The organism is Cellulomonas sp. P22 (genome assembly GCF_044392165.1).
Genome location: NZ_JBISBW010000007.1, coordinates 171,357 through 195,082 on the forward strand (window position 1 = coordinate 171,357; position 23,726 = coordinate 195,082).

The window sequence follows — 23,726 nt, forward strand, 5'->3', positions numbered from 1 at the left end:
GGTGCCCCCTCGTGGCCCCGGAGACAGTCCCAGCGCACGGATCGGACACCACATGCCCTCGGCCACCGTACCCACCCCGGAGTTCATCGCCGGACTGCCCAAGTGCGAGCTGCACCTGCACCTCGAAGGCACGCTCGAACCCGACCTCAAGCTCGCCCTGGCGAAGCGCAACGGCATCGAGCTCGACCAGAAGACCGTCGCCGAGGTCCGCGCCACGTACGAGTTCGACGACCTCGCGAGCTTCCTCGCCGTGTACTACCCCGCGATGGAGGTGCTGCGCACCGAGCAGGACTTCTACGACCTGGCGATGGCCTACCTGCGCCGTGCCGCGGCCGACGGCGTGCGCCACGTCGAGATGTTCTTCGACCCGCAGGCCCACACCACGCGCGGCGTGCCGTTCGCCGACGTCGTCCAGGGCTACCACCGCGCGACCGTCGACGCGCGCGACGAGCTCGGCATCTCGTCCGCGCTCATCCTGTGCTTCCTGCGCGACCACACGGCCGAGTCGGCCGCCGAGACGCTCGAGTCCGCGGCCCCGTTCAAGGACCTCATCGTGGGCGTGGGCCTCGACTCCGACGAGCGCGACAACCCGCCGCTCAAGTTCGCCGACACGTTCGCGCGCGCCCGCGAGCTCGGCCTCAAGCTCACGATGCACTGCGACATCGACCAGGTGGGCAGCATCGAGCACATCCGCCAGGTCATCGAGGAGATCGGCGTCGACCGGATCGACCACGGGACGAACATCGTCGAGGACCCGCGCCTCGTCGAGATCGTGCGCGAGCGCGGTCTGGGTCTGACGTCGTGCCCGGTGTCGAACAGCTTCGTGACGGACGACATGAAGGCCGACGAGATCGTCGCGCTGCTGCGCGCCGGCGTGAAGATCATGATCAACTCCGACGACCCGGCGTACTTCGGTGCCTACGTCGCCGGCAACTACGTGGCCCTCGCCGAGAAGGCGGGCCTGAGCGTCGCCGACGTGGTGCAGCTCGCCCGCAACTCGTTCGAGGCGTCGTGGCTGAGCGACGAGGACAAGGCCGGGTACCTCGCGGAGATCGACGCGTACGTCGCGGCGAACGTCTGACCTCGCCGGGCGCGGGGGTCAGTCGACCGCGACGACCACGTCGGAGCGGTCGCGCCCCCGCGCCACGAGCGCGGTGTTGAGCTCGTCCACCTGCTCGACCCACGCACGCGCCTGCGCGGGCGGCCGACCGAAGCGCACGTGCCGGTCCACGAGCCGCCGCACCCGCACCTGGTCCTCGACGTCGAGGTACCAGGCCTCGTCGAGCAGGGGACGCACCTGCTCCCAGCCGCCGGCGTCGTGCAGCAGGTAGTTGCCCTCGGTGAGCACGACCCGCACCTCGGGACCGAACGGCAGGGCGCCCGCGACGGGCTCCTCGAGGGCACGGTCGAACGTCGGCACGTACACGGTGCGACCGGTGTCGGCGCGCACCCGGGCGAGCGCGCTGACGTAGCCGTCCACGTCGAACGTGTCGGGGGCGCCCTTGCGGGCCGCGCGGCCCAGCCGCACGAGCTCCTGCTGCGCCAGGTGGAAGCCGTCCATGGGCAGCACGCGCACCGTCGCGCCCAGCTCGGCCGCGAGGCGCTCGGCCACGGTGGACTTGCCCGCCCCCGGGGGCCCGACGATCCCCACCACGACCCGTCGACCAGCCGCCGACCTCGTCAGTCCGCGGACACGCCCGGGCAGGTCGGCCACCGCCAGTCGTCGTTCCACGCCCCCATCGTGGCGTATCCGCCGAGGCGACCCGCACCTCGAAGGTGTGAGGTCTGCACCAACTGCGTGGCAGAGCCTCGGCCCCGCGAGCGCTGCACCTAGACTCGCGCCGTGATCTTCAAGGCAGTGGGCGAGGGCAGGCCCTACCCGGACCACGGGCTGGTGACGCCCAAGCAGTGGTCCGAGGTGGCGCCGCGCCAGGTGCGCCTCGACGAGCTCGTGACGACCAAGCGTGACCTGAACCTCGACAACCTCCTGTCCGAGGACTCCACGTTCTACGGCGACCTGTTCGCCCACGTGGTGCAATGGAGAGGCGTGATGTACCTGGAGGACGGCCTCCACCGTGCGGTGCGGGCGGCGCTCCACCAGCGCCCCATCCTTCACGCGCGGGTCCTGGTCATCGAGACGGCGACCGAGTGACCACGGCGTGACCGAGTGAACGAGCGGCAGCAGATGAGCACTGACCCGGACCGCGCCCGCACGCTGCGTCGGCGCCACATGCACGAGCGCCAGGCCGGCATCTTCGGCCTGCTCCTGGCGGGCCTGGCCGTGGCCGGGATCGGCTCGGCCGCTGTGTTCTCGGGTGCCGTCGAGGTCCCGTTCCTGGCCCGCGAGTTCAGCACCGCGACGCCCACCATCGACCCGGACGCGATCTACCCGTGCCCGCCCGAGGGGGCGCTCCCGGTCGCCTACGACCAGGTCCAGGTCAACGTCTACAACGCCTCGAACGTGGGCGGTCTGGCCACCCGCACCGGCACGGAGCTCGCAGCGCGCGGGTTCGCCGTGATCGCCACGGGCAACAGCGCCCAGGGCAAGAACGGCGGCGGGGCGCGCGTCTCGTTCGGCACGGCGGGGGTCGCGGCGGCGTACACGCTCGCCGCGCACCTCAAGGACCCGGTGCTGAAGCTCGACGACCGGCAGGACGCGTCGGTCGACCTCGTCGTCGGGCAGCGCTTCAACGACCTGCTCCCGATGGACCAGGTCACGCTCGACCCCGCGGTGGTGCTCGTCGGCGCCCCCTCCTGCACCCCCCTCGCGGACGTGACCCCGGTCGCCGCCCCGACGGCCACGGCGACGCCCGACCCGGCGGCCGAGGACGGCACCACCGAGGGCGACGGCGCCGAGGGCTGAACCGGCCCCGGCTGAACCGCCCCTGGCCGACCGCCACGCACGTCCGGCCGGGTCACCCTGCACGGGTGACCCGGCCGTGCCGCGTCAGTGCTCGAGCTCGGTGCCGTTCGGCACGGATGCCGGGCTGGCCGGCTCCTGGCTCGTGCCACGCCAGCGGGCCACGCCGCTCATCACGTGGTAGATCACCAGCGCCGCGGCGCTGCCGAGCGCGATGCCCTCGAACGTGATGTCACCGGCGACCCACGTGAAGTTGGCGATGCCGACGATGAGCGAGACGGCCGCCGTGGTGAGGTTCACCGGGTTGGAGAAGTCGACCCTGTTCTGCACCCAGATCCGCGCCCCGAGGATGCCGATCATGCCGTAGAGCACGGTCGTGGCACCGCCGAGCACCCCCGCGGGGATCGAGGCGATGACCTGGCCGAACTTGGGCGACATGGACAGCACGAACGCGGCGCCCGCGGCGACCCAGTAGGCGGCCGTGGAGTAGATCTTCGTGGCGGCCATGACGCCGATGTTCTCGGCGTACGTGGTGGTGCCCGATCCGCCACCGAGGCCGGCGATCGTGGTCGCCAGACCGTCGGCGAACAGCGCGCGGCCCGTCAGCGGGTCGAGGTCGCGGCCGGTCATCGCGGCGACCGACTTCACGTGGCCCACGTTCTCGGCGATGAGCACCAGCACCACGGGCACGAACAGGCCGAGCACCGCGGGGTCGAACGTCGGGGTCACGAACGTGGGGAAGCCGATCCAGGCGGCCTCGCGCACGAGCGTGAAGTCGACCTCGCCGCGCAGCACGGCCACGGCGTAGCCGAGGACGACGCCGACGAGGATCGACAGGCGACCGAGGATGCCGCGGAAGGCGACGCCCGCGAGGATGATCGCGGTCAGCGTGACGAGCGCGGTGACCGGCGCGGCACGGAAGCCGTTCGTGCAGGTCTCGACGATCTCGCCGTCCACGACCGACTGGTTGCACGTGCCCCACGCGACGGGCGCGAGGTTGAGGCCGATCAGCGCGACGATCGAGCCGGTCACGACGGGCGGCATGACGATGTCGATCCACCGGGCGCCCGCGAAGTGCACCACCAGACCGATCACGGCGAGCAGCGCACCCGTGGCCATGACGCCGCCGAGCGCGACGGACTGACCGCCCGAGGCGGTCGCGGCGGTGATCGGGGCGATGAACGCGAAGCTCGACCCGAGGTAGCTGGGGAGCTTGTTCCGGGTGACGACCAGGAACAGCACGGTGCCGATCGCCGAGAAGAACAGCGTCGTCGCGGGCGAGAAGCCCGTGATGATCGGCACCAGGAAGGTCGACCCGAACATCGCCACGACGTGCTGGAAGCCGATGCCGATCGTCCGCGGCCAGCTCAGCCGTTCATCGGGGGCCACGACGCCCCCAGGGCTCACGGTGCGCCCGTCGCCGTGCACACGCCAACCGATACCACTCACGTGGGGATCTCCTTCGCCCATGATGTGACCGGGCCGCCCCCGACGGCCTCTGGCCGTGACCCGACCGAAGGGTAGCGACCCAAGCCTGGGTGCGGCGCACGTGTCGCACGGTTGAGACCCGCACCTGCCGCGGGGCGCGGGGGTGCCGCACTAGGCTGGGCCTCCCCTCGCGCCGTCGGCCTCCGGGGATCCGACGAGGCGTCCGGAGGTCGACCTGAGCACCGTCCGCCCGCACAGCTCGCGCGCCGGCCTGTGGGTCGCGTTCGTCGTCGTGCACCTGTGGGTGGTGGTCGCGGGGACGCTGCTGCAGGCCGAGTCGGCCTTCAACGACGTGGACCTGTACCGGTACTGGATGCAGCTCGGCTTCGCGCAGGGTGCGTGGCCCACGGTCACCGGCGGCTGGGTCTACCCGGCGGCGGCGGCGCTGCCGATGGCGATCGCCGGCCTGGTCACCACCGCGAGCGCAGCGGGGTACCTGGCGGCGTGGCTCGTGCTGGTCGCGGCGCTCGACGCCGTCGCGGTCGTCGCGCTGCTGCGCGCCCGCACGGTCGACGGCACGCCACCGCTGGTCGACCCCGTCCGTGGGGCGTGGTGGTGGCTCGCCTTCGTCGCGGCGCTCGGCCCGGTGGCCCTGGGCCGGCTCGACGCGGTCGTGGCTCCCCTGGTGGTGATGGCCCTGGTCGTCGCGGCCCGGCGCCCGCGCGTCGCGGCGGCCCTGCTGACGCTCGGCGCCTGGATCAAGGTGGCCCCGGGCGCGGTGCTGCTGCCCCTGGTGCTCGCGGTGCGTCGCCCGTGGCGGGACGTGGTGCTGCCCGCGGCCCTCGTGTGCGTCGTGGTGGTCGGGGCCGTCGCGATCGGCGGTGGGGCGTCCCACGTCCTCAGCTTCCTGGGTGAGCAGGGCTCGCGGGGCCTGCAGATCGAGTCCGTCGGGGCGACCCCGTGGGTGCTCGTCGGGCTCGTGTCACCCGCGGTGAACCGCTACCTCAACGTCGAGCTCATCACGTGGGAGATCAGCGGTCCGGGCACCGCCGTCGCGGTCGGGGTGCTCGGCGCGCTGCTGCCCGTGGCGCTCGCGGGTGCCGCGGTGCTGCTGGGGTGGGCGCACCTGCGCGGCCACCCCGAGCGGCGCTGGGCGTCCTCGGAGGAGTTCGTGGTGCGCGGCGCGCTCCTGGTGATGATCGTGCTCATCGTGTTCAACAAGGTGGGCTCGCCCCAGTTCATCGGGTGGCTCGCCCCGCCCGTGGCGGTCGCGCTGGCCCTCGGGCTGGAGCGCTGGCGCCGCACCGCGTGGGTCGTGCTGGCCCTCGCGCTGCTGACCCAGCTCGTGTACCCGTGGCTGTACCACCAGGTGCTGCGCGGCGAGCTGCCCGGCACCGTCGCCCTCGTCCTGCGCAACGCGCTGCTCGTCGCCCTGCTCGTGGCGACGGTGCGCGGCCTGCTCGCGGCCGCGCGTCAGCCGTCCGCGCCTGACGGGGACCCCGCTCCCGACGTCGCGGCCACCGGGCCGGCCCCCGACGCGACCGACGCGAACCAGGCCGGCAGGTAGTCGCCGAGCTGCACGTCGTCCCCGTCGGGAGCGGCCCCGGCGGGGCTCAGCCGAGCTGAGGCAGCACCTCGTGCGCGACGAGCTCGAGCTGGTCCAGGTCGTGCAGGTCGAGCACCTGCAGGTACACGCGCGTGACACCCAGCTCGCCGAGCGCCCCGATCCGGTCGACGATCGCCGACGGCGTGCCCGCGAACCCGGCGCCACGCACCTCGATCGGGTCCCGGCCGATCGCTGCGGCACGGCGGTTCACCTCGACGTCGTCACGACCCGCGCACAGCACCAGCGCCACCGACTGCACGAGCGAGGCCGGGTCGCGGCCGGCGTCCCGGCACGCCGCACGCACGCGCTCGAGCTTGAGCGCGACCTCGTCGAGCTCCGGGAACGCGAGGTTGAACTCGTGCGCGTAGCGGGCCGCGAGCGCCGGGGTCCGCGTGGGTCCGTGCCCGCCCACGATGATCGGCACGCCCGCGCGCGTCGGGTCGATCGACGAGTGCTGGACGGGCTTGGCCAGCGCAGGTGCACCCGCGAGCGTGTAGTGCTCACCCTCGAACGAGTACCGCTCACCGGCGGGCGTCCCCCAGAGCCCGGTGACGACCTCGAGCTGCTCGGCGAGCCGCCCGATGCGCTTGCCGGGGTACGGGATGCCGTACGCGGTGTGCTCGGCCTCGAACCAGCCCGCGCCGAGACCGAGCTCGACCCGCCCGCCCGACATCTGGTCGACCTGCGCGACCTGGATCGCGAGGATCCCCGGGGGGCGGAACGTCGCGGACGACACCAGGGTGCCCAGGCGCACCCGGTGGGTGTCGCGCGCGAGCCCGGCGAGCGTGGTCCAGGCGTCGGTGGGTCCGGGCAGCCCGTCCCCGTCACCCATGTGCAGGTAGTGGTCCGAGCGGAAGAACGCGTCGTACCCGAGCTCCTCGGTGGCGAGGGCGACGGTCAGCAGGTCGTCGTACGTGGCGCCCTGCTGCGGTTCGGTGAAGATCCTGACATCCATGACTGCTACTTTCGCACCCCTCCCTGACCCCGCGCTCCCCGTGCATCCCGCCCGTCCGGTTCGTCCGTGCGCGTCAGGGCCGGCTGCGGGCGGACGGTAGCGTGCGGGCATGAGGTCGGTGCGGTGGGCGAGCGTCGCGACCGTGGCGGGCGGGGTCGTCGTGGCGTTCGCGTGCCTCGCGGCCGTCGTCCGCGGCCGGGTCTGGGCCTGGGTGCCGGGGCTGATCGCCGCGAGCGTCGCGCTCCGCGAGGTCAGGGCGTTGCAGCGCGGCGTGCGATAGGGCCCAGGGACCGTCCAGGCGGGCGGGCTAGCATCGTGGCCGCGACGCCGCGCCCCTCCCCACGGCGCCGCCTGCACCCAGGGCGGGACGACCCAAGGAACTCCGGTGCCCGCCGATCACACGCCCGACATGGACTCGCTGCTCGAGCTCAGGGACGAGTTCACCCGCTTCATGATGTCGTACCGGTTCGGCATCGACGAGGTCATGACGAAGCTCAACATCCTGCGCGACGAGTTCAACTACGTGCACGACTACAACCCCATCGAGCACGTCGCCTCGCGCCTGAAGTCGCCCGACAGCATCATCCTCAAGGCCCGCCGCAAGAACATCCCGTTCACGCTCGCGGACATCAAGGAGCAGGTGCTCGACGTCGCGGGGGTGCGCGTGACGTGCAGCTTCCAGTCGGACATCTACAAGGTCCGCGACATGCTCGTCGGGCAGCAGGACCTCACTGTGCTCGAGGAGCGCGACTACATCGCGGAGCCCAAGCCCAACGGGTACAAGTCCCTGCACCTGATCGTGCAGGTGCCCGTGTACATGTCGGACCGGGTCGAGCCCGTGACCGTCGAGATCCAGATCCGCACCATCGCGATGGACTTCTGGGCGAGCCTCGAGCACAAGATCTACTACAAGTACGACAAGGCCGTCCCCGCCGAGCTGATCGCCGAGCTGAAGGACGCCGCCGACACCGCGCACCGGCTCGACCAGACGATGGAGCACCTCCACGAGGAGGTGCTCCAGATCAGGAGCGCGGCGAGCGCCGCCGGGCAGATCGCCGACGAGCGCGAGAGGCTGGTCCCCTCCCGCGAGGTGCTCGAGCAGTTCCTGCGCGGCGCGCACCCACGGCCCTGACCTGCGACGACGGGCGCCCGACGGCTCGGTGCGACGCGTTGTCCGCATCTCTCCCGTTCGCTCCCGGAACGTCCCTGGCGCGACATCGGCCGGTCGGCTGACACGCCCCGCGCTCCCCCGGCCGAACCGCGTCGGGCGTGGCAGGGTGGCCAGATGCCCGATGCCCGAGGCCCCGCCGCCGACGTGCTCGCGGTCAACGACTGGCGCCGCCGCGTCAACGAGATGTACGCCGACGTGCGCCGCACGGCCACCGACGACCCGGCCGCCGCGCACACGCTGTGGCGGGAGCGGCGCGACGAGCTGTTCGCCGAGCACCCCGCCTCACCGCTGCTGCCCGAGGCGCGCGGGGCGTTCCGCGGGCTGCCCGTCGCACCGTACGACCCCGCGTACCGCTTCGAGGTCCGCGTGCGTCAGGCCTCGACCCAGCGCCTCGAGGTCGTGACGGGCACCGACGGCGTGGTCCCGTTCGAGCGGGTGGGCCGGGTCGCCCTGGAGGGCCTGGGCTCGCTGTCCGTGTGGGCGCTGCGCGCGTACGCGGGCGGGGTGTTCCTGCCCGTCAAGGACGCGCTCGCGGGCCGCCCCGGCGGCACCTACGGCGGCGGCCGGTACCTGCTCGACACCATCAAGGGTGCCGACCTCGGCACGAGCGGTGACGACGGGCGCGGGCCGCTCGTGCTCGACCTGAACTTCGCCTACAACCCCTCGTGCGCCTACGACCCGGAGTGGATGTGCCCGCTCGCGACCCGCGGCAACGTCCTCGAGGTCGAGGTGCCGGTGGGCGAGCTCGCGCCCGGGCCCGAGCTGCTGCCCCGCGACTGAGCCGCCGCGTCGCCGCTCGTCGGCCCGGGCCAGGTCAGCGCTGGCAGGCCGGGCAGCGGTACAGCTTGCGCGCGGCCATCTCCTCGACCACCACGGGCCCGCGGCACACACGGCACGACTCGCCCGCGCGTCCGTACACCCAGTGCCGCTCGGCGCGGTCGACCAGCGCCCGCGCCCGCCCGGCGTCGTCCAGGTCCTCGCGCGTGAGCATCACGCCCGTGCGGATGCCGTCGTCGAGCAGCACGGCCCAGTCGTCCCACAGCGCCCGCACCGCCTCGGGAGGGACGTGGCGCCCCGGGGTCCACGGGTCCAGCCGGGCCCGGAACAGCAGCTCGGCGCGGTAGATGTTCCCGATGCCGGCCACGACCGACTGGTCCATGAGCTGCTGACCCACGGGGGCCTGGCGCGACGTGATGCGCCGCACCACCCGCGCCCCGGCGGTGTCGAGGTCGTCCTCGCTCGCGGGGTCCGGACCGAGCCGTGCGACGACCGCCGCCGCCTCGACCGGGTCCAGCACCTCGCACGCCGCGGGTCCGCGCAGGTCGGCGACGCTCACGTCGGTGGCGAGCCGCACACGCACCTGCCCGACGGGTGGCGGCGGGAACTGCTCGTCGCCGGCCCCGGCGGCGCGCTCGCGCTCCTCCTCGCCCATCCGCACGGCCCGGCGCAGGCGCGGTGCACCCATGCTGCCCAGCGCGGCCATGCCCTCCGTCACGGGGGTGATCTGCCCGTAGAAGTCCCACGCGCCGTACAGCCCGAGGTGCACGCGCAGCACGAGGCCGCCCTCGACCTCGAGGAAGAGCTGCTTGCCGACCGCGCGCGACGCGGTCGCGGCGCGCCCGTCGAGCAGTGCGGCACCGGCCGCGAACCGCCCCTGGGGCGAGCTGACCGCGAGCGGACGGCCGACGAAGTCGCGCGCGAGCTGGCGCGCGACGCGGTGGACGGTATGACCCTCAGGCACGGTCGAGCAGCCTACGCGGGACACCTGACGGGCTCGGGCCGGCTCGGGCCGACTCGGGCTGACCCGGTCCGGATCGTGACATAGGGTCGATATCGGGCATCGCCAGGGGGGTGATCGCGACGCACGCTCGAATGCCTGGGCTCGACCTGCTGCGCGGACTGGCCGTCCTGCTGGTCCTGCTCAACCACGCACACCCGCTGTTCGGCGGAGCCGGTGTGGTCGGCGTGACGATCTTCTTCGCGCTGAGCGGCTACCTCATCACCGGGGTGGTGGTCCGCGACATCTACCGCACGGGCGGGGTGCGCCTCGCCGTCTTCTACCGCAACCGTGCGCTGCGGCTGGTGCCGCCGCTGCTGCTCCTGCTGCTCGGCTACGTGCTGGTCGAGGGCGTGCTGAACCACCTGGGGGAACGTGACCTGGTACCCCAGAGCGTCGCCGTCGCGCTCACCTACACCACCAACATCCCCGGCATCCCGCACGGCAGCGGCAGCCTCTACCACCTGTGGACCCTGGCGACCGAGGAGCAGTTCTACCTGCTGTGGCCGCTCGTGCTCATGTGGGGGTTCCGGCGCGTGGGCCTGCGCCGCGTCGTGATCCTGCTCGGTGCGGGCGTCGCCATGATGTGCGTGCTGACCATCAAGCTCACCGAGCCCGACGTCGCGCGCATCTACGCGCTCCCGTCGTCGTGGTGGCTGACGATCATGATCGGCTCGGTCGCCTACCTCGGACGTGCCGAGCTCAGCCGCGTCCTGCCGAGCGCCCCTCAGGACCGGCGCACGCTGCAGGTCGCGATCCTCGCAGCCATCGCCCTCGCGGCCGCCGTGCCCGGCCTCGCCCACAGCGCCGCGATGTACCTGCTCGTCGCGCCGACGATCGCCGCGGGCACCGCCGTCCTCATCACCTACGCGTCCCGCTGGGAGCGGCTCCCCAGCCCCGCGCTGCGCCCGCTGCTGCACCTCGGCACGATCTCGTACGCGGCGTACCTGTGGAACGCGGCGATCATGCGGTGGCTCGAACCGGTCGGCGGGATCGTCGCGTCGGTGCTCGTCGTCGTGCTGACCCTCGCCGCGGCGACCGCGAGCTGGTGGCTCGTCGAACGACCCGTCCAGCGCCTGCGGGTCCGTCTCGACGCGCGCACCCCCGTGCGCGCGTGACGTCACGCGAGGATGTTGACCGCCCGGGCCACGACCAGCGCGACGGTGACCAGGGCGATCACCGACTGCAGCATCATGATCAGCTTGGCCCACCGCGTCAGCGGCATCGCGTCCGTGGGGCTGAACGCCGCCGCGTTCGTGAACGACACGTACAGGTAGTCCAGGAACGCCGGCTCCCAGTGCGGATCGGCGACGTGCGGCGTGGCCATCTGCGGGAACAGGAAGTCCGGGAACGGGCGCGTGCCCGCCGCCCGCGAGGCCGGACCACCCCGGTCCAGCTCCCAGTACCAGAGCGCGAACACGAGGATGTTCGTCAGGTAGACCGACGCTCCGGCCCCCAGCACCGACACCCCGGTGCGACCGTGGCTGCCCGTGACCAGCAGCTCGACCAGGCGCGCCGCAGCGAACCCGTTCGCGAGGCTGACCAGCGCGATCAGCACCAGCCCGGCGACGCGCAGCGGCCCCGAGGCCCGGTCGATGCGACGCGGGTTCAGCGCGAGCAGCACCACGAGCAGCGCCAGCTCGATGGCCGGCAGCACGTAGCGCGGCTGCAGCGTCAGGTCCGCCGGCAACGACACCTGCAACCCGATCGCCGCCAGGATCCCCAGCGAGACGGGCCAGCGCGTCTCGGCGGCGGTCGCACGCCGCCACGCCGGGACCACCGGGCGGCCTTCCTCGTGCACCACGGGGTTGACCGTGGCCGAGGCCGCCGCCAGGTGCTCGATCCGGTCGAGCCGGTCGTGTGCCGCACGAGCAGCCTCGTCCGAGCCGAAGACCCGCAGGAACGGGACGCGCATGGTCACCCCCTCCCCCTCGACCGGCGTGCCGTCGGCGACTGGGGACAGGATGTCAGCAGGGCGCCGTGTCAGCAGGGCGCCGTGTCAGCAGGGCGCCCCGAGCACGCGCCGTCCGGACGCCACACGGCCACGTCGCGCGACAGACCACCCGGCAGCACCTGGCGTGGGCACGAGCGGGGCCGTTCCCGCCCGGTGCGTACCATCCGGTCCTTGTGAGCCGACTTGCGGAGATCGTGGCGCCCGCGCGCCTGGGCGCCCGGTTCCGCTGGCTGCTGGCCTCGTCGTGGTCGAGCAACCTGGGCGACGGCGTGGCGCTGGCCGCCGGGCCGCTGCTCGTCGCGTCGCTGACGGACCAGGCCCGCCTGATCGCCCTGGCCGCGACCGTGCAGTGGCTCCCCCCGCTGCTCTTCGGGCTGTTCGCCGGCGCGCTCGCGGACCGTCTGGACCGGCGGCTGCTCGTGGTGAGCGTCGACCTGGCGCGGGCCGGCGTGCTGACCGTCCTGACGCTGGCGGTCGCCACCGACCGGGTCTCGATCGGGGCTGTCCTCGTCGCGCTGTTCCTGCTCGCCACCGCCGAGGTCTTCGCCGACAGCACCTCGCAGACCCTGCTGCCGATGCTGGTCGAGCGCAACGACCTGGCGGTGGCGAACTCCCGGCTGCAGGCCGGCTTCATCACCGTCAACCAGCTGGCCGGGCCACCGATCGGGGCGGCGATGTTCGCCGCGGGCGCCCTGTGGCCGTTCGCGGCCCAGGCGGTGCTGGTCGCGCTCGGCGCGGTCCTCGTCTCGCGCATCGTGCTGCCGCCGCACGGACGGGCCCCGGACGACGACTCCCGTATCCGCCAGGACATCGCCGAGGGGTTCACCTGGGTCCGGCACCACGCCGCGGTCCGCACCCTCGTGCTGACGATCTTCACCTTCAACATCACGTTCGGCGCCGCGTGGTCCGTCCTGGTGCTCTACGCGTCCGAACGGCTGGGCCTCGGCGAGGTCGGGTTCGGGCTGGTCACCACGGTCAGCGCCGTCGGCGGCCTGCTCGGGATGCTGTCGTACGGCTGGATCACCCGGCGGCTGAGCCTGGGGAACCTGATGCGGATCGGGCTCGTCGTCGAGACCCTCACCCACCTCGGGCTGGCCCTGACGACCCGGGCGTGGGTGGCGATGCCGATCTTCTTCGTCTTCGGCGCCCACGCGTTCATCTGGGGCACCACCTCGGTGTCGGTCCGTCAGCGCGCGGTACCGTCCGAGCTGCAGGGCCGCGTCGGGAGCGTGAACCTCGTCGGGGTCTGCGGCGGGCTGGTCGTCGGATCGGGCATCGGCGGGATCCTGGCGCAGCACTGGGGCGTCACAGCGCCGTTCTGGTTCGCGTTCGCGGGGTCTGCGGTGTTCGTCGTGCTGATCTGGGGTCAGCTGCGGCACATCGCGCACGCGGACGAGACGCCGGACGCCGCCGCAGCACTTTCGTCGAGCTCGGAAGACGGAACCGCGAGCTGATTCCGCACCGGAATGAGCGTTGAGAGCGCCTCATTCGACGACTGGCAAGCCAGGCGAAGGTGGGAATTGTCACAGGCAGCAGATCGGCCTTTCTGGGGTAATGATGGGGTGCTCGAGTCGACCTCATGGCGCCGAGCAGCGAGGCGCGAGGCCTCGCGATCCCCCTTGAAGAAAGATTGAGAACAGTGACGCGCGCCTCCGGCAAGGAACGACTGTGGACACGAGATCTTGTCCTCGCCTCATTGGCGAACTTCTTCCTTGCGTTCGTCTTCTACCTGCTCATGACGACGATGGCGTTGTACGCCATCGAGCGTTTCGGTGCCTCTGACACCGCGGGCGGGCTGGCCTCGAGCATGTTCGTGCTCGGTTCGGTGATCGCCCGGCTCTTCGCGGGGAACCTCTCCGACCTGCTGGGCCGCCGCCGGATCCTCCTGATCGCCCTCGTGGTGTTCGTGGTCGCCTCGGTGAGCTACCTGCCGGTCAACTCGATGACCGACTCGCTCGGCCTGCTCCTGGTGGTCCGCGCGATCCACGGCATGGCGTTCGGCGTCGCGAGCACGGCGGCGATGGCCATCGCCCAGTCGCTCATCCCGCACTCGCGCCGCGCCGAGGGCACCGGCTACTTCACGCTCAGCACCACGCTCGCGACCGCGATCGGCCCGGCCCTGGCCGTCGTCCTCGTGCACCAGTCCGGCTACACCGCGCTGTTCGTCGCCGGCATCGTCGCCTCGGCTCTCGGGATGGTCACGGCACTGCTGCTGCACGCCCCCGAGAAGCCGCTCGACGCCGAGCACCGGGCACGTCTGCGCAAGTTCCACCCCCGGGACATGCTCCACGTCGACGTGGTGCCGGTCGCCACGACCATGTTCGTCCTGGCGGTCTGCTACTCGGGCGTGCTGACCTTCCTCGACTCGTTCGCCGACGAGCGGGGCATGCAGACCGGCGCGAGCCTGTTCTTCATCGCCTACGCCGTGGTGCTGTTCCTCGCCCGGCTCGTCGCGGGCAAGATCCAGGACCGGCGCGGCGACAACATCGTCGTCTACACCGCGATCGCCGCGTTCGCGGTCGGCATGCTGGTGCTGGGCCTGGCCACGTCGAGCTTCGTCGTGGTCGTCGCCGGCGCGTTCATCGGGCTCGGCTGGGGCACCCTCATGTCGGCGCTCCAGTCCGTCGCCGCCGGGCTCGTCCCGATGCAGCGCATGGGCGTGGCGATCTCGACGCACTTCTTCATGCTCGACCTGGGCATCGGCCTCGGTCCGGTCGCCCTCGGCGCACTGCTGAACCAGCTCGACTTCGACCAGATGTACCTCGTCCTCGCGGGCGTCGTCGTCCTGTCCGCGGTGCTCTACCACCTGGTGCACGGTCGGGTGGACACCGCCCGCCGTCGCACGGCGGCCCAGGCCGTCGAGGCCGTCCCCGCGCAGGCGGCACAGCCCGTCTGAGCAGTCACGGCGTGGGGGGCACTGACCCTGCACGGTGAGTGACAGAACCCCCGCCCGGAGCATCCGTGCTCCGGACGGGGGTTCTGTCGTCTCTCCCCAGAGGTCACCGCCCACCGATCACCGCCCACCGATCACCGCCCAGCGGCCGCCGGGCGGGTCAGCGCTGCGACGCACAGACGCGCGAGCTCGGTGAGCATCTGTCGCGGCTCGACGGCCTGCTCCTGCGCCAGCCGGTCGCCGAAGCCGTAGACCCGCTGCGCGAGCCCGAGGTAGGCGTTCGTCAGGGTCGCGGCCGTCACCTCGGGCGATGCCACGAGCGTGAGGCTCCGGTCCTCCTGCCCGTGGCGCAGCACCTCGACGACGGGCGCGAGCAGGCTCCGGACGGCGGCACGGAACTGCCCGCCCAGCTCGGAGTCGTCGCCGCCGGGGGTCTGGACGTCGAAGAAGCGGGTGAAGCGCACCTCGTCGGCGGCGTCGTCGACGAGGTGCTCGATGTCCTCGAACGCCGCGCGCAACCGGTCGGCGCCGGAGCCGTCCCAGTGCGTGCTGCGCTCGGCGAGCAGCCCGGCCCACCGTTCCAGCACGTCGACCTCGACCGCGAGCGCGACGTGGTCGCGGGTCGCGAAGTACCGGTAGACGGTGCGCCGGGTCACGTCGCACCGGTCGGCGATGTCGTCGATCGTGACCTGCTCGACTCCGCGCTCAAGGAACAGCTCGCGGGCTGCGGCGACGAGCGCCAGGCGGCGCCTCTCCTTGGCTCCCACGCTCAGCCCCCCGTCAGCACCCGGCCGGTGCGGTCGCCGAGCTCGACCGTGACGGTGCCGGCACCGGTGCGGATCGAGTCCACGCCGCCGGCCTGCGTGTGCGCGACGACGCGGGCGGCCCCGGACCCGCCCCACGACGCGAGCAGCGACGTGGTGTCGGCGTCGTAGGCGGTGATGTCGTCGCTGACGAAGACGAGCGAGCCGAACGTGGTGTTGACCGCGAACAGCGCCCGACGCTCGGCGTCGCTGAGCCGGGAGTCCTCGGTGCGCAGGATGACGACGTCCGGGTCGTTCGCGAACCACGTGCCGTCCATCCACGCGCGGGCGACGGTGCTGCGCATCGAGGAGACGGTGGACACCCGCTCGCGGTAGCTCAGCGCTCGCAAGAACCTGTCCTCCCACTTCGCGGCGACGTCGGCGCCGATGCGACAGTACTCGACCAGTCCGGCGGCGCTCACGAGCGGCACCCCGCAGCCCAGGATCGCCGCGTCGCCGCTCCATTCGCGCAGCAGCCTGACGGCCCGGCGCATGCGCTGGGCCCGGGTCGCACCGGGGCGGTCGTCGAGCGCGGCGGCGTAGAGGAAGTCGAGCTTGAGCAGCCCGAACCCCCACTCGTCGCGCGCGGTGCGGAACACGGTCGCGAGGTGGTCGAGCACGGCGGGGTTCTCGAGGTCGAGGGCATAGAACGTGCCGTTCCACCCGCCGTTCCACCCGGCCGCGACCCGGCGTCCGCGGGCGTCGCGCAGCAGCCAGTCGGGGTGCTCGAGCGCGAGCGCGCTGCGCCGGGACGCCACGAACGGGGCGAGCCAGAGCCCGGGCAGCATCCCGCGGTCCCGCGCCGCGGCGGCGAGCGGTGCGACGCCGTCGGGGAAGCCCCCGGCGAAGGTGAGCCAGTCGCCGACGTGGGTCTGGAAGCCGTCGTCGATCTGGAACACGTCGAACTGGATGTCCGAGGCGCTGAGCGCGTCGATCTCGCCCGCGAGGCTCGCGGCGTCGATGTCGCCGTAGTAGCGGTACCAGCTCGTCCACCCGGTGACGGACGGGGCGGGCCGCGGCGAGGTCAGCGACCCGGCCCAGGCGCGCAGCAGCTCGGGGGCCGAGTCGCCCGTGCGGGCCTCGATCCAGGCGATGCGCGCGGTCTCCCCCGGGCCGATCCGCCAGCCGGCGACGTCGACCACGGCGCGCAGGCCGTCCGGCGCCACCTCGAGGACTGTGAACGCCTGGTGCCCGACGCGCGAGCCCCAGAGCCGTGCACGCCCCTCGCGCTGGACCGCGAGCACCTCGTGGGAGCACTCGGCGCGCCGGTCGCGGTGGCGGCCGGCGACGGCCTCGTCGCCCATCCGATGCAGCTGGGCGACGCGCCCGAGCCGGTTGAGCGGGGCCCGGCGTGCCGCGAGGGGCCGCACCTCGGACTGCGACCAGCTCTGGTACCCGTTCAGCCAGGCGAGGTCGCCGGGCCGCACGTCCGCCGCGAACCGGATCACGAGGTGGTCGAGCTCGAGGCCGTCCGGGCCGGCGGTCACCTCGATCCACAGGTCGCCGTCGCCCGCGCCGTCGCCCGCGCCGTCACCCGAGCCGAGACCCGTTCCCCCGGTCGTCACCGCGGGGTCGTCGGCGCCCAGCACGCGCACGGCACCCCCGAGCCGCACGCCCAGCGTCCATCCGGTCATGACACCTTCCCTTCGACGAGCCATGCGGTGTGAAAGCGGGTGCCCCGCGGCAGGCGACCCTCGGGCTGCAGCAGCAGCTCGCCGGGCTTGTCCCCGCCGACGCCGCGGTGCGCGACGTCGAGCGACATCGTCGCGGGACCGCTGGTCGGGAGCTCGTCGGCGTAGCGCGCCGCCACGAGGACGTCCTGCGGGTACGGCCGCACCGAGGCCTCGAACGGGTCGCCGCCGATGCGACGCACGGACAGGGTGACGCCCTCGCCGCGCAGCTCGATCCGTTCGAGGTCGCCGCGGTTGCCGTTCTCCTGCGGGTGCGGGTAAGCGTGCGCGAGCTGCGGCACCGCCGCGGTCCACCGACCGATCGCCGAGCCCGAGCGCCGGTCGCGGTAGTTCTCCCCCGGCCCGCGACCCAGCCACTCGACGTGGTCGAACCGTGGGTCGAGCGTGCCGATCAGCCCGGCCCGGACGAGGTCGTGCCGGGAGGAGCGGACGGTGAGGTCGAGGCGGATGCCCTGACCTGCCCCGGCGACACCCAGCCGCGCGTGCACGCCCCGCACCCGCCACTCGATCTCGACCCCGCCCGCCGATTCGTGCACCCGGTGCACGCGCGCGCGCCGGGTCGCTCGCCGCCAGGCACGCCACCCGGCGACGGCGTCGAGCGCGGGCGCGAAGTTCGACAGCCCACGGTCGTTGTCGGTGGGAGCCCGCCACAGGTTCAGGGTGAGCGGCGTCAGCAGCAGCTCCTGCCCGCCCACCCGCAGCGAGGTGACGGCCCCTCGACGCACGTCGACCGAGACGGCGCGGTCCTCGCGCAGCAGGTGCACGAGGTGCCCGGCGCGCAGGACCTCCCACCCGGCCCCGTCGTCGGCGGCCGGGACCGTGCGCGCGAGCTCGATCTGCTCCCACGCGGCCACGTGCCCGGGCTCGGCCCACGGCGTGCCCTCGCGGCGCCGCAGCTCGACCGTGAGCGTCCACAGCCCGGGCTGTGCGGTCTCGACCGTCGGCAGGGGCACCTCACGCTCGGTCCCGGGCGCCGTGACGACGTCGGCGACCTCGCCCGATCCGACGAGCTCGCCGTCCCGCTCGACGCGCCACCGCAGCTCCAGGCCGGACAGGTCGTCGAACGTGTGCCGGTTGAGCAGGCGCACACCGGTGCTCGTGCGCGCGATGACGACGTGCTGGTACACCTTCGCCAGCTCGGCGTACGCCGGGTTCGGCGTCCGGTCGGCCGCGACGACCCCGTTGGCGCAGAACCAGCGGTCGGTCGGCCGCTCGCCGAACGCCCCGCCGTACGCGCGTCGCACCCGCCCGTCGGGCAGGGGCACGTCGATGGTCTGGTCGACCCAGTCCCACACGAACCCACCGGCCCAGCGCGGGTAGCGGTGGAAGTTCTCGACGTGCGCGGCCACGTTGCCGAAGCTGTTCTCCATCGCGTGCCCGTACTCGCACGCGATGACCGGCATCCCGGTGTACTGCTCGGCGCGGAACGGCTTCGTGTCGGCCGCGAGCGCGTTGAGGACGTTCTGCCAGAGGCCGACGCGCACGTCCCGGCCCTCGCCGATCGCCCGCTCGAGCTGCGGCGTCGGGTACATCAGCGAGAACACCTCGGACGTCTCGAGGGACGTGTCGCCCTCGTAGTGCACGGGTCGCGTCGGGTCGAGCGCCCGGACGGCACGCTTAGCCGTCCGGAACGCCTCGCCGTCGCCCGCCTCGTTCCCGAGCGACCACATGATCACCGACGCGTGGCTGCGCGATCGCCGCACCATGGCCTCGACGCGCGCCACGACCGACGGCTGCCAGGCGGCCCGGTCGCCGGGGATGCCGCGGCGCCGCACCCCGTGCGACTCGACCTCGGCCTCGTCGAGCACGTAGAGCCCGAGCTCGTCGCACAGGCGGTACACCTCGTCGGGGTTCGGGTAGTGCGACAGCCGCAGGGCGTTGACGTTCGCCCGCTTCATGAGCGCGATGTCCTGGACCCGCACGTCGCTCGGCACGTCCCAGATGCCGACGGGGTGGAAGTCGTGCCGGTTGACCCCGTGCAGCACGACGGCCCGGCCGTTGACGCGCAGCTCCTCGCCGACGATCTCGACGCGCCGGAACCCGACGCGCAGGTGGCGCACGTCGACGTCCGTGCCGTCGGTCGTCGTGACCGTCACGTCGTGCAGGTGCGGGGCCTCCGCGCTCCACGGCCGCACGACGCGCGCGGAGGCCTCGAGCACGGTCGTGCCGTCCCCGAGCGGCCCGTCCGCGACGACCGTGCCGTCGAGCTCGACGCGGCACGTGCCGCGCCCGCCCTCGACCTCGACCCGGAGGGCGCCGAGGCCGCTGTCGGCGTCGTAGTCGCCCGTCACGGCCACGTCCCACGGTCCGTGCGCGGGCTCCGCCTCGAGCCACACGTCGCGCGTGATCCCCGAGAGGAACCACATGTCCTGGTCCTCGAGGAACGTGCCGGTCGAGTAGCGGTGCACGACGACCACGACCGTGATCTCCTCGCCGGGCACGGCCCGGTCCGTGAGGTCGAACGTGGCCCCGGTCATCGAACCCTCGCTGTACCCGACCACCTCGCCGCCGACGAGCAGGTGGAAGGCCGACTTCACACCCTCGAACCGCAGCGTGACGCGCTGACCGGCCCAGTCGTCGGGGATCCGGACCTGCCTGCGGTAGACGCCCGTCGGGGTGTCGCGCGGATCGATCGTGCCCAGCCGACGGCCGCGCACGCCGAGCGCCGGGGGGAACCGGAACGCGAGGTAGTACGGCGTCCCCTTGCCGTGGAGCTCCCACACACCGGGGACCGGCATCGCCCCCCACGACCCGTCGGGCTCAGCCAGCGCCCCCTCGTCGAGCCGGGCCTCGTCCCACGTCGGTGCCCACCGGAACGCCCACGTCCCGCGCAGCCCGATGCGGCTGATCGTGTCTGCCGCGGCCCGCTCGCCGCGCTGCGGCAGCCGGCCGTAGCCCACGACCTCGGGGTCGCGGACGTCGCAGGCCAGCCGTTCGCGGTTCACACGGCCACCCGCTGGTCGCGCTGGTCGATCTCCTGGACGATCTCGGCGTGCCGGCTCTCACCCAGCCGGTACCAGAGCAGGGGCACGACGGCCAGGGCGCCGACGACCCCGGGCAGGACCGTCATCGTCAGGTGCAGGCCGTCGAGCGTCGCCCGGCTCTGCTGCACGCCCGCGACGTACCCGAACGCCGCGAGCAGCGCGAGGGCGACGGACGCACCGATGGCGGAGGCGATCTTGGTCTTGAAGATGTTGCTCGAGAAGATGAGGCCCTCCGTGCGTCGACCCGTGCGCCACTGGCCGTACTCGACGGTGTCGGTGAGCATCGAGACGAGCGTGATGTTGGTGACGCCGTAGCCGAGCCCCGCCACGGCGATCCACCCCAGGACGGGGGCGAGCGCCGCGTAGCCGGTGAGCCAGGCGCCCAGCGACGCGAGGGTCGTGACGGCGATCCCGACGACCGCGGCGCTGCGCTTGCCCCAGAGCTTCGCGAGGACCGGGCTCAGCAGCGAACCCACGAGGGTCGTGACCGCGAAGACGCCGATGAACACCGGGACCATGCCCGCCGCGTCGAAGTTGTAGGTCAGGTAGTACACCGGGACGATGCTGCGCACCGTGAAGGCGACCTCCGTCAGGAGCATCGCGAGCAGGATGAGCTGCAGCGGCGCGTTCTTCGCGAACAGCCGCCCCATCTCCACCAACCCGTAGTGCTGCGTCGCCGGGGCCTCGACGCGCTCGTGCACCCGGAAGAACGTGGTCCAGGTCAGCACCACGGCCGTGCCCGCGTACAGGGCCGCCACGATCTGCCACCCCCGCTGGGCGGGGCCGTCCGCCGCGAACAGGGTGACGAGCGGCAGGGTCACGATGTTGACGCCGATGAAGCCGATGTTCGCGAGCGTGCGCGGCACCATGACCAGCGACGTGCGGTCCCGGGCGTCGAGGGTGAGCGCCGCGGACATCGACCAGTACGGCACGTCCATCACCGTGAACGAGACGCCCCACAGCAGGTAGCTCAGGTAGGCCAGCACGAGCGTCGCCGTGGAGTCGAGCTGGGGGATCGAGAACGCGGCCACCGTGAGCACGGCGAGCACCGGCGGCGTGAACAGCAGGTACGGCCGGAACCGGCCCCAGCGCGTCGACGTGCGGTCGACGATGAGCCCCATGACGGGGTCGAGGACCGCGTCGGCCACGCGGACGACGAGGAACAGCACCGACGCGGAGGCCGCCGCGATGCCGATCACCTCGGTGTAGAAGACCGCGAGGTACGTCGCCACGAACCCGTAGACGATGTTGTTCCCGAGGCTCCCCCAGCCGTACGCGAGCTTGGTGCGCCAGCCGATCATGTGCGTTGCTCCGTCTCCGCGCGTCGTCGCGCCGTCGCCCGGCAGCTCTGCCGTGCGTTCGCGGAAAAATAACACACGTGTGACATTTTCGGCCCGGAATGCCGGGCGGCGGCGCCGCCGTCTCGCCCGCTCGAACCGGGAGCTGCCCGGGATGCGCGCTCCGACGACGGGCGTACGGTCGAGACCGCAGGGCCTGCGCGGCCCTGGCAGAGGCCGAGGTGAACAACGACGTTCAACCCAGGGGGCAGCACAGATGCGACTCTTCGACTCACGACAGGCACTGGTCGGCACCGCCGGAGCAACCGTCCTCATCCTCGGACTGGTGGCCGGCGGCACGCAGGGGGACCGCGGACGCGGCGACCACGACGACCGCGGGAACGGCGGACAGACCGCCAAGAACGTCATCCTCGTCGTCGGCGACGGCATGAGCATCGCCGCACGGGACGCCATCCGCCTGGCCACCGTGGGCCAGGACGGGCAGCTCGCGATGGACCAGCTCCGCTACGCGGGCTGGACGTACACCGACTCGGCCGACCCGGACGACGCCGTCACGGACTCGGCCGCATCGGCCACGGCCTTCGCCACCGGCGTGCGCACCTACAACGGCGCGGTGTCCGTCGACCCGGACGGCAACCCCGTCGGGTCGCTGCTGGAGGCCGCGAAGTCGCTGGGCAAGGCGACCGGGCTGGTGACGACGGCGCAGGTCACGGACGCCACACCCGGCGCGTTCGGTGCGCACGTCCCCGACCGCGGCACCCAGAGCGAGATCGCCCGGCAGTACGTCGACGACAGCCGCCCCGACGTCATCCTCGGCGGCGGCGAGGACTGGTGGCTGCCCGTCGGCGACGTGGGCGCCTACCCGGACGACCCCGCCGACAGCCCGGCCGAGGTCAGCAAGAGCACCATCGGCAACCTCATCACCCGCGCCCAGGAGACCGGGTACACGTACGTCAGCACCCCCGAGGAGCTCGCCGTGACCGACGCGACGCGACTCCTCGGGCTGTTCGCCAACGAGGAGATGTTCCAGCAGGCCCCCGAGGGCGAGGGCGACGAGTACGACCCCGTCGTGCCCCTGCGCACCATGACGCAGAAGGCGCTCGACGTGCTCTCCCGCGACCGGCAGGGCTTCTTCCTGCTCGTCGAGGAGGAGGCGATCGACGAGATGGAGCACAACAACAACGCGACCCTGACGCTCACGGCCGGGCAGGCGCTCGACGAGACCGTCGCGCTCCTCACGGAGTTCGCCGCCACGAACCGCGACACCCTCGTCGTGGTGGTCGGCGACCACGAGACCGGCGGGCTCGCCATCGAGAACGTCGACCCCGACGACGAGTCCGGCGACACGGGCAGCACCAGCCCCGACGTGCTGCAGAGCACCGAGGACGGCCCGTTCCCGATCGCCGGCTCCGACCTGCAGTTCACGATCGACTGGACGACCGGGTCGCACACCGGCGCCGCCACACCGCTGACCGCGCAGGGACCGTCGGCAGAGCTCCTGGCCCGGGCGCAGCACTCGACCGGCGTGCACGACGTGATCCTGCGGGCCATGCGCGGCGGGCGGTAGCCGCCACACAGGTCGAGCGGGTCGAACGGGTCAGCCGGTGACGTCGCCGCCGAGCGACGTCACCGGCTGCCGCAGGACCGTCCGGAGCTTCGCGGGCTCGGTCTTGCGCGCATCGGACAGGTAGATCTCGTGGTGACGCCCGGCGAAGGTGAGCCCGTGCGCGGGCAGGTACTCCTGGTGCAGGCGTTCGAGCGTCGGCGACTCGTCGTCGTAGGAGCCGACGTGCAGGATCTGCACGCTGCGGCCCTCGGCGTACCGCTCGAACCGCACCAGGTCGAGCGCCGGCAGCCGCTTCTTGCGTGCCGAGACCAGCGCCTCCTGCACGATCTCCGGGGTGATCCAGTCGGGCTGGACGATCATCATCGTCCAGTCCCACGCGCTCTTGTCGCGGGCTGCGAAGGCTGCGGGGTCGGCGGCCGACCACAGCCCCTCGAGCGGGCCGACGGTGTGCACCCTCTCCAGCTGCGTCTTGCCCACCGCGCGCACCGCGTACGACGCGGTGTAGAGCGCCTCGATCGCGTCACGGTAGGCGTCCGACGTGTTCGGGTCGCCGTGCCCGTCGACCATGAGGAACGCCATCTCCGGCACGTCGACCACCTGGAAGTCGCCGGGCTTGGGCGCGTACAGCTCGGGGAGCGCCTTCTTCACGTCGTACGTCTGCACGGGGGGCCTCTCTGCCGGGACTGGGGTGGGCGGACGCTCCGGCGGCCCACGCGCGGCGTCGGAGGTTCTGGATACG

The 23,726-nt window shown here is 72.7% G+C and carries 21 protein-coding genes; 11 read left to right on the forward strand and 10 right to left on the reverse strand.

What is annotated here, in order from left to right:
• Positions 1 to 52 precede the first annotated feature (52 nt).
• Positions 53 to 1,081: an adenosine deaminase gene (gene add, locus ACGIF2_RS09780; protein WP_396046016.1), complete on the forward strand. Its 1,029-nt coding sequence runs from the start codon at positions 53 to 55 to the stop codon at positions 1,079 to 1,081.
• A gap of 18 nt (positions 1,082 to 1,099) precedes the next feature.
• Here the strand turns inward: add and ACGIF2_RS09785 are convergent, their stop codons facing one another.
• Complete coding sequence (locus tag ACGIF2_RS09785) at positions 1,100 to 1,732, reverse strand: nucleoside/nucleotide kinase family protein (RefSeq protein ID WP_396046018.1); 633 nt, start codon at positions 1,730 to 1,732, stop codon at positions 1,100 to 1,102.
• Between the two features lie 111 nt (positions 1,733 to 1,843).
• On the opposite strand from ACGIF2_RS09785, the gene ACGIF2_RS09790 reads away from it, so the two are divergent.
• Together ACGIF2_RS09790 and ACGIF2_RS09795 are read left to right on the forward strand one after the other, a co-directional pair.
• Positions 1,844 to 2,152, forward strand: a complete 309-nt coding sequence (locus ACGIF2_RS09790) for a type II toxin-antitoxin system VapB family antitoxin (protein WP_396046020.1) — start codon at positions 1,844 to 1,846, stop codon at positions 2,150 to 2,152.
• Positions 2,153 to 2,185: 33 nt separating this feature from the next.
• The gene (locus tag ACGIF2_RS09795; RefSeq protein ID WP_396046022.1) at positions 2,186 to 2,863 is read left to right on the forward strand and encodes a LytR C-terminal domain-containing protein; all 678 of its coding nucleotides are present in this window, start codon (positions 2,186 to 2,188) and stop codon (positions 2,861 to 2,863) included.
• Between the two features lie 84 nt (positions 2,864 to 2,947).
• On the opposite strand, the gene ACGIF2_RS09800 is transcribed toward ACGIF2_RS09795, so the two are convergent.
• A complete protein-coding gene (locus ACGIF2_RS09800) occupies positions 2,948 to 4,309 on the reverse strand; it encodes a uracil-xanthine permease family protein (RefSeq protein ID WP_396046024.1) in 1,362 nt (453 codons plus the stop codon).
• A 271-nt stretch (positions 4,310 to 4,580) separates the two neighbouring features.
• Between ACGIF2_RS09800 and ACGIF2_RS09805 the strand changes: the two genes are divergently transcribed.
• On the forward strand, positions 4,581 to 5,855 hold the full coding sequence (locus tag ACGIF2_RS09805) for a glycosyltransferase 87 family protein (protein WP_396046026.1): 1,275 nt from the start codon (positions 4,581 to 4,583) through the stop codon (positions 5,853 to 5,855).
• A gap of 46 nt (positions 5,856 to 5,901) precedes the next feature.
• On the opposite strand, the gene ACGIF2_RS09810 is transcribed toward ACGIF2_RS09805, so the two are convergent.
• The gene (locus ACGIF2_RS09810) at positions 5,902 to 6,849 is read right to left on the reverse strand and encodes an LLM class F420-dependent oxidoreductase (protein WP_396046028.1); all 948 of its coding nucleotides are present in this window, start codon (positions 6,847 to 6,849) and stop codon (positions 5,902 to 5,904) included.
• 109 nt (positions 6,850 to 6,958) lie between these two features.
• Between ACGIF2_RS09810 and ACGIF2_RS09815 the strand changes: the two genes are divergently transcribed.
• The 3 genes from ACGIF2_RS09815 (at position 6,959) to ACGIF2_RS09825 (ending at position 8,800) form a co-directional block, all read left to right on the forward strand.
• The gene (locus ACGIF2_RS09815) at positions 6,959 to 7,129 is read left to right on the forward strand and encodes a hypothetical protein (protein WP_396046030.1); all 171 of its coding nucleotides are present in this window, start codon (positions 6,959 to 6,961) and stop codon (positions 7,127 to 7,129) included.
• 105 nt (positions 7,130 to 7,234) lie between these two features.
• Positions 7,235 to 7,981: a GTP pyrophosphokinase family protein gene (locus ACGIF2_RS09820; protein ID WP_396046032.1), complete on the forward strand. Its 747-nt coding sequence runs from the start codon at positions 7,235 to 7,237 to the stop codon at positions 7,979 to 7,981.
• A 153-nt stretch (positions 7,982 to 8,134) separates the two neighbouring features.
• On the forward strand, positions 8,135 to 8,800 hold the full coding sequence (locus tag ACGIF2_RS09825) for a DUF1684 domain-containing protein (protein ID WP_396046034.1): 666 nt from the start codon (positions 8,135 to 8,137) through the stop codon (positions 8,798 to 8,800).
• 34 nt (positions 8,801 to 8,834) lie between these two features.
• Here ACGIF2_RS09825 and ACGIF2_RS09830 read toward each other — a convergent pair whose 3' ends face one another.
• Positions 8,835 to 9,761, reverse strand: coding sequence for an Fpg/Nei family DNA glycosylase (locus ACGIF2_RS09830; protein ID WP_396046036.1), 927 nt, complete (start codon positions 9,759 to 9,761; stop codon positions 8,835 to 8,837).
• A gap of 131 nt (positions 9,762 to 9,892) precedes the next feature.
• Here ACGIF2_RS09830 and ACGIF2_RS09835 point away from each other — a divergent pair, with 131 nt between their 5' ends.
• Positions 9,893 to 10,915: an acyltransferase family protein gene (locus tag ACGIF2_RS09835; protein WP_396046038.1), complete on the forward strand. Its 1,023-nt coding sequence runs from the start codon at positions 9,893 to 9,895 to the stop codon at positions 10,913 to 10,915.
• 2 nt (positions 10,916 to 10,917) lie between these two features.
• Here the strand turns inward: ACGIF2_RS09835 and ACGIF2_RS09840 are convergent, their stop codons facing one another.
• The gene (locus ACGIF2_RS09840; protein WP_396046452.1) at positions 10,918 to 11,712 is read right to left on the reverse strand and encodes a hypothetical protein; all 795 of its coding nucleotides are present in this window, start codon (positions 11,710 to 11,712) and stop codon (positions 10,918 to 10,920) included.
• A 212-nt stretch (positions 11,713 to 11,924) separates the two neighbouring features.
• Here ACGIF2_RS09840 and ACGIF2_RS09845 point away from each other — a divergent pair, with 212 nt between their 5' ends.
• Together ACGIF2_RS09845 and ACGIF2_RS09850 are read left to right on the forward strand one after the other, a co-directional pair.
• The gene (locus ACGIF2_RS09845) at positions 11,925 to 13,205 is read left to right on the forward strand and encodes an MFS transporter (protein ID WP_396046040.1); all 1,281 of its coding nucleotides are present in this window, start codon (positions 11,925 to 11,927) and stop codon (positions 13,203 to 13,205) included.
• A gap of 125 nt (positions 13,206 to 13,330) precedes the next feature.
• Positions 13,331 to 14,647, forward strand: coding sequence for an MFS transporter (locus tag ACGIF2_RS09850; protein ID WP_396046042.1), 1,317 nt, complete (start codon positions 13,331 to 13,333; stop codon positions 14,645 to 14,647).
• 131 nt (positions 14,648 to 14,778) lie between these two features.
• On the opposite strand, the gene ACGIF2_RS09855 is transcribed toward ACGIF2_RS09850, so the two are convergent.
• The 4 genes from ACGIF2_RS09855 to ACGIF2_RS09870 are packed head-to-tail and all read right to left on the reverse strand — an operon-like array spanning position 14,779 to position 21,423.
• Positions 14,779 to 15,411 (reverse strand): TetR/AcrR family transcriptional regulator, encoded by a 633-nt coding sequence (locus ACGIF2_RS09855; RefSeq protein WP_396046044.1) that lies wholly within the window; start codon positions 15,409 to 15,411, stop codon positions 14,779 to 14,781.
• 2 nt (positions 15,412 to 15,413) lie between these two features.
• The gene (locus ACGIF2_RS09860; protein ID WP_396046046.1) at positions 15,414 to 17,081 is read right to left on the reverse strand and encodes a glycoside hydrolase family 36 protein; all 1,668 of its coding nucleotides are present in this window, start codon (positions 17,079 to 17,081) and stop codon (positions 15,414 to 15,416) included.
• Positions 17,078 to 20,083 (reverse strand): glycoside hydrolase family 2 TIM barrel-domain containing protein, encoded by a 3,006-nt coding sequence (locus ACGIF2_RS09865; protein ID WP_396046048.1) that lies wholly within the window; start codon positions 20,081 to 20,083, stop codon positions 17,078 to 17,080. Before ACGIF2_RS09865 ends, ACGIF2_RS09860 begins: the two co-directional genes overlap by 4 nt.
• On the reverse strand, positions 20,080 to 21,423 hold the full coding sequence (locus ACGIF2_RS09870; RefSeq protein ID WP_396046050.1) for a glycoside-pentoside-hexuronide (GPH):cation symporter: 1,344 nt from the start codon (positions 21,421 to 21,423) through the stop codon (positions 20,080 to 20,082). Before ACGIF2_RS09870 ends, ACGIF2_RS09865 begins: the two co-directional genes overlap by 4 nt.
• A gap of 253 nt (positions 21,424 to 21,676) precedes the next feature.
• On the opposite strand from ACGIF2_RS09870, the gene ACGIF2_RS09875 reads away from it, so the two are divergent.
• A complete protein-coding gene (locus ACGIF2_RS09875) occupies positions 21,677 to 22,987 on the forward strand; it encodes an alkaline phosphatase (RefSeq protein ID WP_396046052.1) in 1,311 nt (436 codons plus the stop codon).
• A gap of 30 nt (positions 22,988 to 23,017) precedes the next feature.
• On the opposite strand, the gene ACGIF2_RS09880 is transcribed toward ACGIF2_RS09875, so the two are convergent.
• Complete coding sequence (locus ACGIF2_RS09880) at positions 23,018 to 23,650, reverse strand: GyrI-like domain-containing protein (RefSeq protein WP_396046054.1); 633 nt, start codon at positions 23,648 to 23,650, stop codon at positions 23,018 to 23,020.
• Positions 23,651 to 23,726: the final 76 nt, after the last annotated feature.

Bases quoted from the DNA above. Each gene is read 5' to 3' on its own strand.
- ACGIF2_RS09850 (WP_396046042.1), top strand. From the start codon at position 13,331: ATGGCGCCGAGCAGCGAGGCGCGAGGCCTCGCGATCCCCCTTGAAGAA.
- ACGIF2_RS09875 (WP_396046052.1), top strand. From the start codon at position 21,677: ATGCGACTCTTCGACTCACGACAGGCACTGGTCGGCACCGCCGGAGCA.
- ACGIF2_RS09815 (WP_396046030.1), top strand. From the start codon at position 6,959: ATGAGGTCGGTGCGGTGGGCGAGCGTCGCGACCGTGGCGGGCGGGGTC.
- ACGIF2_RS09835 (WP_396046038.1), top strand. From the start codon at position 9,893: ATGCCTGGGCTCGACCTGCTGCGCGGACTGGCCGTCCTGCTGGTCCTG.
- ACGIF2_RS09860 (WP_396046046.1), bottom strand. From the start codon at position 17,081: ATGACCGGATGGACGCTGGGCGTGCGGCTCGGGGGTGCCGTGCGCGTG.
- add (WP_396046016.1), top strand. From the start codon at position 53: ATGCCCTCGGCCACCGTACCCACCCCGGAGTTCATCGCCGGACTGCCC.
- ACGIF2_RS09795 (WP_396046022.1), top strand. From the start codon at position 2,186: ATGAGCACTGACCCGGACCGCGCCCGCACGCTGCGTCGGCGCCACATG.
- ACGIF2_RS09840 (WP_396046452.1), bottom strand. From the start codon at position 11,712: ATGCGCGTCCCGTTCCTGCGGGTCTTCGGCTCGGACGAGGCTGCTCGT.
- ACGIF2_RS09825 (WP_396046034.1), top strand. From the start codon at position 8,135: ATGCCCGATGCCCGAGGCCCCGCCGCCGACGTGCTCGCGGTCAACGAC.
- ACGIF2_RS09870 (WP_396046050.1), bottom strand. From the start codon at position 21,423: ATGATCGGCTGGCGCACCAAGCTCGCGTACGGCTGGGGGAGCCTCGGG.
- ACGIF2_RS09810 (WP_396046028.1), bottom strand. From the start codon at position 6,849: ATGGATGTCAGGATCTTCACCGAACCGCAGCAGGGCGCCACGTACGAC.